The sequence below is a fragment of the Micromonospora sp. NPDC005172 genome (genome assembly GCF_040608555.1).
Taxonomy (GTDB): domain Bacteria; phylum Actinomycetota; class Actinomycetes; order Mycobacteriales; family Micromonosporaceae; genus Micromonospora.
Window position 1 is genome coordinate 18,371 of sequence record NZ_JBEXIL010000037.1, and the last position, 13,298, is coordinate 31,668.

15 protein-coding genes are annotated in these 13,298 nt (G+C 73.4%); 9 read left to right on the forward strand and 6 right to left on the reverse strand.

All coding sequences use genetic code 11. From position 1 onward, the window contains the following. Nucleotides 1-27: 27 nt before the first annotated feature. A complete protein-coding gene (locus tag ABZV06_RS23075; protein ID WP_007456912.1) occupies nt 28-246 on the reverse strand; it encodes a DUF3039 domain-containing protein in 219 nt (72 codons plus the stop codon). Between the two features lie 88 nt (nt 247-334). On the opposite strand from ABZV06_RS23075, the gene ABZV06_RS23080 reads away from it, so the two are divergent. Together ABZV06_RS23080 and ABZV06_RS23085 are read left to right on the forward strand one after the other, a co-directional pair. Further along, the gene (locus tag ABZV06_RS23080) at nt 335-1,270 is read left to right on the forward strand and encodes a pseudouridine-5'-phosphate glycosidase (protein ID WP_355624073.1); all 936 of its coding nucleotides are present in this window, start codon (nt 335-337) and stop codon (nt 1,268-1,270) included. Next, a complete protein-coding gene (locus ABZV06_RS23085; RefSeq protein WP_355234594.1) occupies nt 1,267-2,169 on the forward strand; it encodes a PfkB family carbohydrate kinase in 903 nt (300 codons plus the stop codon). Before ABZV06_RS23080 ends, ABZV06_RS23085 begins: the two co-directional genes overlap by 4 nt. A gap of 30 nt (nt 2,170-2,199) precedes the next feature. Here the strand turns inward: ABZV06_RS23085 and ABZV06_RS23090 are convergent, their stop codons facing one another. After that, nucleotides 2,200-2,559: a DUF3099 domain-containing protein gene (locus ABZV06_RS23090; RefSeq protein WP_355234597.1), complete on the reverse strand. Its 360-nt coding sequence runs from the start codon at nt 2,557-2,559 to the stop codon at nt 2,200-2,202. A gap of 104 nt (nt 2,560-2,663) precedes the next feature. On the opposite strand from ABZV06_RS23090, the gene ABZV06_RS23095 reads away from it, so the two are divergent. Continuing rightward, on the forward strand, nt 2,664-2,951 hold the full coding sequence (locus ABZV06_RS23095; RefSeq protein WP_124771959.1) for a hypothetical protein: 288 nt from the start codon (nt 2,664-2,666) through the stop codon (nt 2,949-2,951). Continuing rightward, on the forward strand, nt 2,948-3,277 hold the full coding sequence (locus ABZV06_RS23100) for a hypothetical protein (RefSeq protein WP_355053271.1): 330 nt from the start codon (nt 2,948-2,950) through the stop codon (nt 3,275-3,277). Before ABZV06_RS23095 ends, ABZV06_RS23100 begins: the two co-directional genes overlap by 4 nt. 3 nt (nt 3,278-3,280) lie before the next feature. Here the strand turns inward: ABZV06_RS23100 and ABZV06_RS23105 are convergent, their stop codons facing one another. Continuing rightward, nucleotides 3,281-3,865, reverse strand: coding sequence for an HhH-GPD-type base excision DNA repair protein (locus ABZV06_RS23105; RefSeq protein ID WP_355624147.1), 585 nt, complete (start codon nt 3,863-3,865; stop codon nt 3,281-3,283). Nucleotides 3,866-3,961: 96 nt separating this feature from the next. On the opposite strand from ABZV06_RS23105, the gene ABZV06_RS23110 reads away from it, so the two are divergent. The 4 genes from ABZV06_RS23110 to ABZV06_RS23125 all read left to right on the forward strand — a co-directional run bounded on the left by ABZV06_RS23110 (nt 3,962) and on the right by ABZV06_RS23125 (nt 7,828). Next, nucleotides 3,962-5,446, forward strand: coding sequence for a methyltransferase (locus tag ABZV06_RS23110; protein ID WP_355624076.1), 1,485 nt, complete (start codon nt 3,962-3,964; stop codon nt 5,444-5,446). Nucleotides 5,447-5,556: 110 nt separating this feature from the next. After that, on the forward strand, nt 5,557-5,979 hold the full coding sequence (dtd, locus tag ABZV06_RS23115; protein ID WP_355234604.1) for a D-aminoacyl-tRNA deacylase: 423 nt from the start codon (nt 5,557-5,559) through the stop codon (nt 5,977-5,979). Nucleotides 5,980-6,338: 359 nt separating this feature from the next. After that, nucleotides 6,339-7,331, forward strand: a complete 993-nt coding sequence (sigB, locus tag ABZV06_RS23120) for an RNA polymerase sigma factor SigB (protein WP_355234823.1) — start codon at nt 6,339-6,341, stop codon at nt 7,329-7,331. Between the two features lie 89 nt (nt 7,332-7,420). Next, nucleotides 7,421-7,828, forward strand: coding sequence for a VOC family protein (locus ABZV06_RS23125; RefSeq protein WP_355234607.1), 408 nt, complete (start codon nt 7,421-7,423; stop codon nt 7,826-7,828). Nucleotides 7,829-7,840: 12 nt separating this feature from the next. Here the strand turns inward: ABZV06_RS23125 and ABZV06_RS23130 are convergent, their stop codons facing one another. The 3 genes from ABZV06_RS23130 to ABZV06_RS23140 are packed head-to-tail and all read right to left on the reverse strand — an operon-like array spanning nt 7,841 to nt 12,503. Continuing rightward, entirely contained in the window at nt 7,841-10,396 is a 2,556-nt protein-coding gene (locus tag ABZV06_RS23130) for a GNAT family N-acetyltransferase (protein WP_355624079.1), read from the reverse strand. A 16-nt stretch (nt 10,397-10,412) separates the two neighbouring features. Beyond that, nucleotides 10,413-11,594, reverse strand: a complete 1,182-nt coding sequence (locus tag ABZV06_RS23135) for an acetoin utilization protein AcuC (protein WP_355234613.1) — start codon at nt 11,592-11,594, stop codon at nt 10,413-10,415. 54 nt (nt 11,595-11,648) lie between these two features. After that, on the reverse strand, nt 11,649-12,503 hold the full coding sequence (locus tag ABZV06_RS23140) for a sulfurtransferase (RefSeq protein WP_355624082.1): 855 nt from the start codon (nt 12,501-12,503) through the stop codon (nt 11,649-11,651). Nucleotides 12,504-12,603: 100 nt separating this feature from the next. Here ABZV06_RS23140 and ABZV06_RS23145 point away from each other — a divergent pair, with 100 nt between their 5' ends. After that, nucleotides 12,604-13,293, forward strand: coding sequence for a metal-dependent transcriptional regulator (locus ABZV06_RS23145; protein WP_355234619.1), 690 nt, complete (start codon nt 12,604-12,606; stop codon nt 13,291-13,293). The last annotated feature ends 5 nt before the right edge of the window (nt 13,294-13,298 follow it).

A 13,298-nucleotide genomic window follows, 5' to 3' on the forward strand; every position in this document is an offset into this window, starting at 1 on the left:
GTCGCCGGCCGGAGGGCCGAACCGCGTTCACTCGCGGTACGAGTCGTAGATCTCCTTGCACTTGGGGCAGACCGGGGAGCCCGGCTTGGCCGCCTTGGTGACCGGGAAGGTCTCGCCGCAGAGGGCGACGACGAAGGTGCCCATGACGGCACTCTCGGCGATCTTCTCCTTGCGGACGTAGTGGAACATTTCCGGACCGGTGTCGGCGTCCTTCAGCTCCGGACGCTCGAGAACCTCTGTGCTCACGTCTGCACCTCCAACGGACAAGTTTGGCAGGTCATCACGGCCGGGTCCACTTGAGGCCGGCCGGGGCCGGACCCCGTACGGTGCCCGTGTGACTGACTTTCGCATCAGCTACGGCACCGAGGTCGCCGAAGCCCTGCGCGACGGCCGACCGGTCGTCGCCCTGGAGAGCACCATCGTCTCGCACGGCCTGCCTCGCCCGCAGAACCTGCGGGTGGCGCGGGAGATCGAGCAGGCGGTCCGGGACGGCGGGGCGGTGCCGGCGACGATCGGCATGATCGGCGGCGAGCTGGTGGTCGGTCTGGACGCCGCGCAGCTGACCCGACTCGCCACCGTCGATGGTGTGACGAAACTCTCCGTGCGCGACCTGGCCGTGGCGGCGGCGACCGGCGCGGACGGCGCGACCACCGTGGCCGCGACCAGCGCGGTCGCCGCCGCGGCCGGGATCGGCGTGTTCGCGACCGGCGGGCTCGGCGGTGTGCACCGGGAGGCGGCGCACACCTTCGACGAGTCGGCGGACCTGGTCACCCTGGCCCAGACGCCGATCACCGTGGTCTGCGCCGGGGTCAAGTCGATCCTCGACGTGGGCGCGACGCTGGAGCGTCTGGAGACCCTCGGGGTCGCCGTGCTCGGTTACCGCACCCGTCGGTTCCCCGGCTTCTATCTCACCGACGCCGGCTTCGACCTGGACTGGTCGGTGGACTCGCCGGAAGAGGTCGCGGCCGTGCTCGCCGCCCGGGACGAGCACGCCGTGCACACCGGCGGCCTGCTCGTCGCCAACCCGCTACCGGTCGACGAGCAGCTCGACCCCGAGCTGCACGACCGGACCCTGGCCGAGGGCCTGGCGCTGCTGGAGCGGGACGGGGTGACCGGCAAGGCGGTGACGCCGTACCTGCTGGCGCACTTCCACTCGGCCACCGAGGGCGCGAGCCTCACGGTGAACGTCCGGATCATCCTGCGCAACGCCGACCTGGCCGCCCGCATCGCGGTAGCCGCGGTAGCCCGCGCCTCCGCCGTCCCGGCATGACCCGTCCGACCCGTGTGGTCGTCGTCGGAGACGTGATCACCGACGTGGTCGCGGTGCTCTCCGGTCCACTCGCGGCCGGCACGGACACCGCTGCCGAGATCACCCTGGGCGGCGGCGGTCAGGCGGCCAACACCGCCGCCTGGGTGGCCGCGCAGGGGGTCGCCGTCACGCTCGTCGGCGCGGTCGGCGACGACGACGCGGGGCGCGACCGGGTGGCCGAGCTGACCCGGGCGGGCGTGGACTGCGCCGTCGAGCGGGTGCCGGGCGCGCCCACCGGAACGGTGATCGTGCTGGCCGCCGACGGCGAGCGGACCATGGTCACGTCGCGGGGAGCGAACCTGCGGTTGAGCGCCGAGCACGTCGAGAAGGCCGTCGCGGCCGCGCCCGACGCGGGGCATCTGCACCTGTCCGCGTACACCCTGTTGGACGCCTCGTCGCGCGACGCGGGGTTGCGGGCGTTGGCCGCCGCCCGCGAGCGCGGGCTCACCACCAGCGTCGACGCGGCCTCCGCGGCGCCGCTGCGGCGGGAGGGCGCGCGGACCTTCCTGGGTTGGGTACGCGATGTCGACCTGCTCCTGGTCAACGCGGACGAGGCCACGGTGCTGGCCGGCGGTCTGGACCCGGCGGCGCAGGGGCGGGTGTTGTCGGCGACGGCCCGGCGGGTGGTGGTCAAACGTGGCGCGGCCGGCGCGGTCTGGGTCGAGGGACGCACGGCAACGGTCAGCGTGGCGGCGGCCCGGCGGGTGGCGGTGGTGGACGTCACCGGAGCTGGTGACGCGTTCGCGGCCGGCCTGCTGACCGCCTGGCTCGGCGGGGCCACCCCGACCGCGGCCCTGGACCGCGCGACCGAGTTGGGGGCGCTGGCCGTCTCCAACGTCGGCGCCCGACCACCGGCCTGACCGATCGAGCCCTGACCCGCACGGCGCGGGTCAGGGCTCGACGTCGATGACCTTGTGCGGGCGCTCGTCGGCGGTGAGGCTCATCGGCGGGGTGTCGTCCCGCTGCCGAGGGTGGAACCGGTTGGCCAGCCGGTGCTCCTCCTTGGGTGGCCGGTCGTTGGCCAGCAGCACGGCCAGCCACGGGATGAGCACCATGCCGAGGGCGCACAGCGGCAGCCAGAGCCCGAGCAGTGGAGCCTGCACGCCGACCAGGATCGCTCCGACGACGATGCAGGCCACCCGGATGCCCATCATGAGGACGTAGCGGCGCTGGCGGCTGGTGAGCTGATCGTTCTGGCTGCGCGAGGCATCGGTGATCAGAATCGGCTGGTACGCCTGACGCTTCACCATGGACCTCCTCGAGGGGATTACGCCCCATCCTGTCACCACGAAGCCGTGATCAGCGAAAATCGACTCATCCCGGTACGTGTTACGCACGTGGTACGCTGCGCGTCGTGGGCAGCAGGTTCAGCTTCACCGACGAGGCGTTGGCCAACCTGAGGGTCTACGACGTCACGCCCGGGGAAGTCTGGGAGGCGTTGCACAGCGCACGACGGGTCATCCGCCACCTGGGCGACGACGTGATGGTGGTCTACGCCGCCGCCCGCCGGGGTCGCCGCCTGGCGGTGCTGCTCGCCGAGGCCGATGGCACCGACAACGACTGGGACATCCTCTCCGCCCGCGAGCTGAGCGACGTCGAGTCCAAGCGCTACGACGAGGCCGTGCGGAGGGATCGCCGATGAGGGGAGCCGTGACGATGCACCGCAACGACGCGACGAAGCAGTTCCACAGCGGCGACGACCGGCTCGCCGAGCTGATCGACGAGAGCCCGGCGGTGGACCTGCCGACACCCGACACCGACGTGCCCATGGTGAGCCGGTCGGTCCGGCTGCCGCTGGAGACCTACGAGCGGGTCCGCGCCGCCGCCGACGCCCGGGGCATCGGCGTCACCACGCTCATGCGGCAGTGGATCGAGGCCGGCCTCGCCGACCTGGACGACTCGGCCACCGTCTCGCTGGCCGACGTCCGGCGCGCGCTGGCCTCCCTGGCGCACCCCACCGCCGCCTGAGCGTCAGCCCTTCTCGGCCTTCGCCGCCGCCTTCATCTGCTGCTTGTAATCCCGCACCCGGCGCAGCGAGTCGGCGTCGGTGACGTCGGCCACCGACCGGTACGCGCCGGGATCGCCGTACCCGCCGGCCGCCGTCCGCCAGTCCTGCGGGGTCACCCCGAAACGCTTGCCCAGCAGCGCCACGAAGATCTGGGCCTTCTGCTTGCCGAAGCCGGGCAGCGCGGCGACCCGGCGCAGCAGCTCCGGCCCGTCGGTGACGTCCGACCACAGCAGCGCCGCGTCGCCGTCGTAGCGCTCCACCAGCGCCCGGCAGACCTCCTGCACCCGGGCCGCCATCGCCTTCGGGAACCGGTGCAGCGCCGGCGGCTGGGCGAAGAGCGCGACCAGCGCCTCGGTGTCGTAGCCGGCCAACTCGGCCGCGTCCAGGTCGTGGCCCAGCCGCTGCGCCAGCACGTACGGCGAGGAGAACGCCTTCTCCATCGGCACCTGTTGGTCCAGGGTCATGCCGATGAGCAGGGCCAGCGGGCTGCGCTCCAGCAGCCGGTTGGCCTCGGGGTCGATGGGGAGCACGAGCGTCATGGCCACCATCCTGCCCCGCGCACCGACCCGGCCGGACACCGACGCTCCGACGTCTACCGGCGGGTGCCGCCGACCCGGGGACGCGACGCGGGGCAGGATGTCGGGGTGGACGAACACGACATGCTGCTCTCCCCCGCCGGCGTCGACGCGCTGCGGACCGCGCTGACCCGGGCCGGGTTCACCAGCAACGGCATCGCCGAACGGCTCGGCCCACAGGCCACCGCCTCGGTCGGGCGCAACGACTATCGGGCCGCGCTACGCGCCACCGAGGACCGCGATCCCCTCGCCACGCTGATCCGGGTGTTCATCTGCGACCAGACCGAGTCGGAGGTGAACGTCGCCGCTGCGCTGGCCCCGCTGGGCGTGGCGGACGCACTGGCCGGCGGGCTCGTCGAGCGGCACGGCGACGGTCTGCGCGCCGGAGTCGACCTGGAACCGTACGGCGACGACTGGTGGGTACTCGCCGACGTGCCGGCCTCCGCCCGACCGGGCCGACCCCTGCACGCCGAGCACGTGCTCGGCATCGGCGGCGCCACCCACACCCTGATCGGGGCGACCGTACGCCGGCCGGTCGGTGCCGCACTGGACCTGGGCACCGGCTCCGGCGTCCAGGCCCTGCACCTGGCCACCCATGCCGACACGGTGACCGCCACGGACCTCTCCGAGCGGGCCCTACGCTTCGCCGCCACCAACGCCGCCCTCAACGGCCAGGACTGGGACCTGCTGCGCGGCGACATGGTCGCGCCGGTGGCCGGCCGGCGGTTCGACCTGGTGGTGAGCAACCCGCCGTTCGTGGTGGGCCCGGGCACCACCACGCACGTCTACCGCGACTCGGGTCGCGTGGGTGACGCCATCGCCGCCGAACTGGCCGCCGCCGCCCCCGGCCTGCTCACCGAGGGCGGCACCATGCAGTACCTGGCGAACTGGGTGCACGTCGCCGGCGAGGAGTGGGACGAGCGGGTGGCCGGCTGGTTCGCCGGCACCGGCCTGGACGCCTGGGTAATCCAACGCGAGGTGGCCGACCCGATGGCGTACGTCGACCTCTGGCTCACCGACGTCGGTGAGGGCGCCGACCCGCGGCGGGCGGCTGTCTGGCTGGACTGGTTCGACCAACACAAGATCGAGGCGGTCGGCTTCGGGATCGTGTCGCTACGCCGCGGCGGCAACGCCGATCCGGTGGTCCGCGTGGAAGACCTGCGCCAGCAGGTCCAGCCGCCGCTGGGCGACCGGATCGGTGCCTGGTTCGACCGCCAGGACTTCCTGCGGGTACGCGACACCGAAGCGTTGCTCGCGGAGCGCTACCGGGCCGCCGCCGGCCTCCAGCTCCGCCAGGAGGCCACCATGGGCGACGAGGGTTGGGCGGTGGACCGGCAGGCTCTGGCGATGCCGGACGGCCTGCGCTGGACCGAGGAGATCGACCCGCTCGTGCTGGCACTGGTCGGCGGCGCGGACGGCCGCCTGCCACTGCGCGACCAGCTCGCCCTGCTCGCGGCGGCCCACGACGTCGAGCCCGACGAGATGGCCGAGGCTGCCGGCCCGATCGTCGCGCACCTGGTGGAACGCGGCTTCATCGAGCCGGTGACCGCGTGATGCCGCCGGTCCGCGCGGTGCTCACGTCCACTTGCGCGGTGCTGACGCCGGCCGTGGCGGTGGAGCGCTGATGCGGGCGGTGGTGCGCTGATGCGGGCGGTGGTGCGCTGATGCGGGCGGTGGTGCAGACCGTCGGGCAGGCCAGCGTGACGGTGGACGACGAGGTGGTCGGCGCGATCGAGAACGGCCTGCTGGTGCTGCTCGGGGTGACGCACACGGACACGGCCGAGACCGCTCGGACGATGGCCCGCAAGGTGCACGAGCTGCGGATCCTGGACGACGAGCGGTCCGCCGCCGACGTCGGGGCGCCGATCCTGGTGGTCAGCCAGTTCACCCTCTACGGCGACGCCCGCAAGGGACGCCGTCCAAGCTGGACGGCAGCCGCCCCCGCCGAGGTCGCCGAACCTCTGGTAACGGCGGTGGTGGAAGCACTGCGCGACCGCGGCGCAAAGGTCGAGACCGGCCGCTTCCGCACCCACATGCTGGTGACCAGCACCAACATAGGTCCCAAAACAATCCTCCTAGACCTCTAAACCCCACCCCCACCCCCACCCCACCTAGACCCCGTTGATCATGAAGTTATTGCCTGCCCGGCCGGCGTGTCGGGGCAATAACTTCATGATCAACGCATTCCGGCCGGCACGGGGCGGGCCGGGGGCGCGGGGCGGGGCAGGGTGGGGGCGGGGCGGGGCGGGGTGGGGTGGGGTGGGGTGGGGTGGGGCAAGCGCTCTGGTGACACTTTTTTGTGACGATCCTGCGGGATTGCTGTCGGGTCCGCGATCAGCTCACTCCCGTTTCACGTCTCGCCCGCCAAGCTGTGTCTCACACCGGCACTACTGGGCCGGAGACACGGCACAGACGTGGATACGGGGAGACAGAGATGGTCCTGCAGATGACGGAACACCGGACGCGCCCGGCCAGCAGCACCGAGACCGACGCCCTCACCGACCTGGACGCCACCGACGAGCGCGGCATCTCCACCGACCTGGTCCGGGCGTACCTCAACGGCATCGGCCGGACGAAGCTGCTGACGGCCGCGCAGGAGGTCGAGCTGGCCCGGCGGGTCGAGGCCGGACTGTTCGCCGAGGAGAAGCTCGCCACCTGCACTCCTGTCTCCGAGGAGCTGCGGGCCGACCTGGAGCTGATCGTCGTCGAGGGTCGCGCCGCCAAGGACCACCTGCTGGAGGCGAATCTGCGGCTGGTGGTCAGCATCGCCAAGCGCTACACCGGACGCGGGATGGCCTTCCTCGACCTGATCCAGGAGGGCAACCTCGGCCTCATCCGGGCGGTCGAGAAGTTCGACTACGCCAAGGGCTACAAGTTCTCCACGTACGCCACCTGGTGGATCCGGCAGGCCATCACCCGCGCCATGGCCGACCAGGCCCGCACCATCCGTATCCCGGTGCACATGGTCGAGCAGGTCAACCGGATGGTCCGGGCCCGTCGCGAGCTGGCGGTGACGCTGGGCCGCGAGCCTACCGTCGCCGAGGTCGCCCGGGCTCTGGAGATCCCCGAGTTCCAGGTCATCGAACTCATCTCGTACGACCGGGAGCCGGTCAGCCTGGACCAGGCCGTCGGCGACGACGGGGAGAGCGCCCTCGGCGACTTCGTGGCCGCGGTGGACCCGCGCACCGACCTGGGCGAGGGGGCCGCGCAGGGCGAGCTGCGCAACGAGGTGAGCATCGTGCTCTCCACGCTGTCGCAGCGGGAGCAGGCGGTCATCCGGCTCCGGTTCGGGCTGGACGACGGCCGGCAGCGCACGCTGGACGAGGTCGGCCGGGAGTTCGGCCTGTCCCGCGAGCGCATCCGGCAGATCGAGAAGGTGACGCTGCTGAAGCTGCGGGCGCCGGAGCGGGCGCAGCGCCTGGAGGCGTACGCCTGCTGACGCGCCCCACGTTGTGGAAGGCCCTGGCGGTTCGCCGGGGCCTTCCCCCTTGCCGCAGTGGTTGACTGGACCCCCGACGAGAGGCACCCGTGAACTGGACATTGGAAGTCGTGATCGTGCCCGTGTCGGACGTGGACCGGGCGAAATCGTTCTACGCCGACCAGCTCGGCTTCACCGTCGACCACGACACCGTGATCAGCGACGACGCGCGGATCGTGCAGCTGACCCCACCCGGCTCCGGCTGCTCGATCGTGATCGGCAAGGGCGTCGTCCCGCAGATGCCACCGGGGTCGCTCAGGGGACTGCAACTTGTGGTGCCCGACCTCAAGCGGGCCCACGCCGAGTTGGTCGAGCGGGGCGTGCAGGTCGGCGAGATCCAGGTGGTGGGTGTCAACCCCCGACCGGTGCCCGACCCGCTGGACAATGTCGGCTTCGTCTTCTTCGCCGACCCGGACGGCAACACCTGGGGCGTGCAGCAGATCTCCAGCCGCGCCTGACCGGCGCACCCGTCAGAGACGTCGGGGGCCGGTGTCCGGGCGGGCGGCCACGCCACCGATGCGCACCTGGGCGTGCAGGACCGAGATGCCGTCCGGGCGGGCGAGCACCGGGTTCAGGGTCAACGAGCGCACCCGGGGCTGTTCGTCGGCGAGCTGACCGACCCGCAACAGCAGGTCGGCCAGGGCCGCCCGGTCCACCGGAGCCGCGCCCCGGTGCCCCCGCAACAGGGGGGCCGCGCGGGGCTCGTCGACCAGTTCGGCGGCGTCGGTGTCGGTGAGCGGCACCGACCGCCAGGCCCGATCCCCCAGCAGCTCGGTGGCGACTCCGCCGAGTCCGAAGCCGACCACCGGCCCGAACGCCGGATCTTCCACCAGCTCCACCACACAGGCGACCCCGGGCGGGACCATCGGCTGCACCAGCACGTCCGCGCCGAAGCCGGCGGCCATCTCGGTGTACGCGCGACGGACGCTCGCCTCGTCGCGGAGGTCGAGGCGGACCGCGCCCAGGTCCAGCCGGTGCCGCAGCCCGGGATCGGCGGCCTTGAGCGCCACCGGGAAACCCACCCGAGCCGCTGCTTCGACCGCCGCGCCGACCGTGTCCGCGGGCATCGACGGCACGGTCTCGATGCCGTACGCGGCCAGCAGCGCGTCCGTGTCGACGGGGTCGGCGCGCAGCGCGGCCTGCGCGGCGTCCCGGTCGATCCGGGGCAGCTCGGGTGTTCCGCCGGGCGGTCGACCCAACCACTGCGCGTACCTGTGCACCCGGGCGAGGGCGCGGACAGCCTCCTCCACCCCGCCGTACGCGGGCACACCGGCGGGCAGCCGGCCGACCAGGAACGTCGCCACTGTCGGCTTGCCCAGGGCGAGGGCTGCGGGCAGCGCCGCGGTGACGTCGGCGTCCACATCGGTGCGTTGACCGGGCAGCGGCGGGGCGAAGACCACGACGAGGGCGTCCACCCGCTCGTCGCCGGCCGTCTCGGCGAGGGCGGCCGCGAACTCGGCGGCGCCGGCGCTCGGCCCGACGTCGCGTGGATAGCCGTCGGCCACGGTCAGCCCCTGCCCGACGCAGGCCGTCGCCGCCAGCCCGGTCAACGCCGACGAGTTGCCGACGACGCCGACGCGACCACCGGTGGGCAGCGGCTGGTTGGCCAGCAGTACCCCCACGTCGAGCAGTTCCGCCACGGTGTCCACCCGGATCACTCCGGACTGGGCGAAGAGCGCCGCCACCGCCACCGCGTCCGGGCCGGCGGTGTCGCCGACCCCGGGCGGGCGGGCCGGCGAGGCGAGCGCCACCACCGGCTTGGCACGACCGATGCGCCGGGCCAGCCGGGCGAACTTGCGCGGGTTACCGAACGTCTCCAGATACAGCATGATCACGTCGGTGCCGGGGTCGTCCTGCCAGTACTGGAGCAGGTCGTTGCCGGAGACGTCGGCCCGGTTGCCGGCCGAGACGAAGCTGGACAGGCCGAGGCCACGCCGGTCCGCCTCGGCGAGCAGCGCCACCCCGAACGCGCCGGACTGGCTGAAGATGCCGACCCGACCGGCCGGCGGCAGCGCGGGCGCGAGCGTGGCGTTGAGGCGTACCGTCGGATCGGTGTTGGCCACGCCCAGACAGTTCGGGCCGACCACGCGCATGCCGGCGGCGTGCGCCGCGCGGACCAGCGACCGCTGCGTGGCCGCGCCCTCGCCGCCGGCTTCGGCGAAGCCGGCCGAGATCACGACGAGGCCGTGTACCCCGGCGGCGGCCGCGTCGGCGACCACCGCGGTCGCCGCCTCCGGCGGGACCGCCACCACCGCCAGGTCCACCGGCACCTGGGCGTCGACAGCCGAGGGGTACGCGGGCAGCCCGGCCACCGTCGACGCGCTCGGGTGCACCGGCACCACCGCGCCGGTGAAACCGCCGTCGCGCAGATGGCCGAGCACCGCCGCGCCGACGCCCTGGCCGGTGGCGCTGGCGCCGTAGACGGCGATGCCACGCGGGGCGAGCAGCCGGGCGATCGAGCGCGCCTCGGTGCGGTGTTCCCGGCCGCGCTGCACCTCGAGGGTGGCCTCGGTCGGGGCGATCGGGAAGCTCAGGTGCACCACACCGTCGGCGTACGCGCGCTGGACCTGGTAGCCGAAGTCGGCGAAGACCCGCAGCATCGTCCCGTTGGCCGGCAGCACCTCGGCGACGAAGCTCATGATGCCGTTGCGCCGGGCCGCGTCGGCCAGGTGCTCCATCAGCACCGAACCGATGCCCCGCCCCTGGAAGGCGTCCTCCACCACGAAGGCCACCTCCGCCTCCGGCGCCTGCGGGCCGAGCCGCTCGTACCGGCCGACCGCGACGATCTGGTCGGCGGCCAGCACCACGAACGCCTCCCGGTCGTGGTGGTCGACAGTGACGAAACGGATCAGGTCCCGTTCCGGGATGCGCGGGTACGGCGAGAAGTACCGCAGGTAGCGGGTGCGCTCGGAGAAGCGGCTGTGCATCGCCACGATGCCCGGCGCGTCCGCCGGGTCGATCTGCCGTAACTGGACGGTGCTGCCGTCGCTGAGCAGCACGTCGGCGGGCTGGTCCACGCTCGTCACCCTAGAACGGCCCGGCTCAGTCCCGCGGGTCGTACGGGTCGAGCCCGAGCAGCGGGAAGACGGTCTTGCGGGTCGCCGCGATGGCGCGGTCCACCGCGTTCGGCTCGCCCGTCGGCTGCCACGGCTCGTACGACGGGTCGCCGTCGTCGGTCATCCGCAGCGGGATCTCCCGGCCCGGTCGACGGGCCGCCGCCAACTCCCGCCACGCGAGGGGGGTGAGCGTCGCCGGGTCGATCGGGTCGCCGGTCGCCACGGCCAGCAGATGCGTCCACGCCCGGGGCACCGCCTCGACCAGCGCGTACCCGCCGCCGCCGGTGGCGACCCAGCGGCCCTCGCACAACTCGTCGGCGAGCGCTCGCAGCGCCAGGTAGGTGGCGCGCTGCCCGTCCACAGTCAGGTTCAGGTCGGCAAGCGGATCGAGCCGGTGCCCGTCCGCGCCGCACTGGGTGACGAGCACCTGCGGCCGGAACGCGCGCAGCACCGACGGCACGATCGCGTGGAACGCCCGCAGCCAGCCGGAGTCGTCCACGCCCGGTGGCAGCGGCATGTTCACCGCGCTGCCCTGGGCCTCCGGCCCGCCGGTCTCGTCGGGGAACCCGGTGCCGGGAAAGAGCGCGAGAGGCGTCTCGTGCAGGCTGACCGTGAGCACCCGCGGGTCGTCCCAGAAGATGTCCTGCACACCGTCGCCGTGGTGCACGTCCACGTCGACGTACGCGATCCGCTCCGCCCCCAGGTCGAGCAGCCGGGCGATGGCCACCGCGGGGTCGTTGTAGACGCAGAAGCCGGACGCCCGGGCGGGCAGCGCGTGATGCAGGCCACCCGCCACGTTCACCGCCCGGCGGGCGTCCCCCCGCCAGACCGCCTCGGCCGCGGCCACCGTCGCGCCCGCGATCAACGCGCTGGACTCGTGCATCCCCTCGAAGACCGGGTTGTCGGAGGTGCCCAGCCCGTACCCGGCGAACAGCGGGTCACGCGGCGCGGCCCGCACGGCGGCCAGGTAGGCGGGGTCGTGCACGCGGGTCAGCAGCGCGTCGTCGGCGGGCTCCGGCTTGACCACGCGCACGCCGGGACGGGCCAGGACGCCCAACTCCTGGGCGAGCGCGATGGTCAGCTCCACCCGCACCGGGTCGAGCGGATGGTCACCGAGGTTGTAGGCGAGCAGCGAGGAGTCCCACACCACCACCGTGTCGTCGGACATGAGCCCATCGTCGCACGAGGACCGTCGTCGGCCCATTGCACGCGCTGGTCAGCGCTAGGGTGTCGATCCGGTGGCGACCGGCCGGGACTCGTCGGCGACCCAGTTGCTCCACGAACCCACGTAGAGCGCGGCGTCTCCTCGGCCAGCCAGGTGCAGCGCGAGGACCGCCTGCGCGGCGGTCACGCCGGAGCCGCAGTACGCCCCGACCTGCCGAGCCCCGCCCACGCCGACCGCGGCGAACCGCTCCCGCAGCACCTCGGCCGCCGGGAAGCGCCCGTCGGCGTCCACGTACTCGCCGGCGGGCAGGTTCGCCGCACCGGGCACGTGACCGGCGACCGGGTCGATCGGCTCGACCTCGCCCCGGTACCGGGGCGCGGCCCGCACGTCGAGCAGCACCGCGTCGTCGGCGGAGGCCAGGGCGGCTGCCTGCCCGGCGTCGAGCACCGGAAGATCACCGGGGTGCACCTCGACGTCGCCGGGGCTCGGGGTCGGCGCCTCGGCGGAGACCTGTCGCCCGGCCGCGACCCAGGCCGGGAACCCTCCGTGCAGCACGCGCACCGGCCGGTGCCCGGCCCACCGCAGCGTCCACCAGGCGCGCGCGGCGGCCAGGCCGTCACCGCCGTCGTACACCACCACGGGGTGACCGACGCGGACGCCGGCGGCCCGCAGCGCCCCCCGCAGCGCGCCCGGGTCGGGCAGCGGGTGCCGACCGCCGACGCCGGGCGGCCCGCACAGCGCGGTGTCCAGGTCGACGAAGACCGCGCCGGGCAGGTGGCCGGCCAGGTAGTCGTCGCGGCCGGGCGGACCGGTGAGCCGCCAGCGGACGTCGAGCAGGGTGGGCGGGTCGGCATGGTCGAGTTCGGCGGCGAGCCGGTCGACCTCGACGAGCAGCTCCTCAGTACCGGACATGGCGACCATCCAACACCATCCGGGTCTTCGCGGTGCGGTTCGTCGAAGGTCGCTCGCCGTGTGGCGGGGTAGCATCGTGCATCGGAGGGCCGCTTACCTTATGAAGTCTCACGATCTGGTCGACACGACCGAGATGTACCTGCGCACGATCCTCGAGCTGGAGGAGGAGGGCGTGCCGCCGCTGCGCGCCCGCATCGCCGAGCGCCTCAAGCAGAGCGGCCCCACCGTCAGCCAGACCGTGGCCCGGATGGAGCGCGACGGCCTGCTCACCGTGGAGGGCGACCGGCACCTGACGCTCACCGCGCTGGGCCGCGGCACCGCCGTCTCCGTGATGCGCAAGCACCGCCTCGCCGAACTGCTGCTGGTCAACGTCATCGGGATGCCCTACGAGGAGGCCCACGAGGAGGCCTGCCGCTGGGAGCACGTGATGAGCGACGCCGTCGAGAAGCGGGTGTACGACCTGCTCAACAGGCCGACCCGCTCGCCGTACGGCAACCCGATCCCCGGCCTTGAGGAACTGGGCTCCCCCGGGCCCGAGACCAGCGAGCCCGGCGAGGGTGAGCGCAACCTGGCCTTTCCCGGGCTCTCCGGGCCGGTCGTGGTCCGCCGGATCTGCGAGAGCGTGCAGACCGACTCCGACGTGCTGCGCCAGCTGCACGCCGCTGGCGTCGACCCGGGCGCCACGGTGACCGTGGCCCAGGAGCGCGACGGCGTGTCGATCGACCGCTCCGGCGACCGGGTACGGCTGCCGCGCGAGGTCGCGTCCCGGGTCTTCGTCGCCGCCAACTGACCACC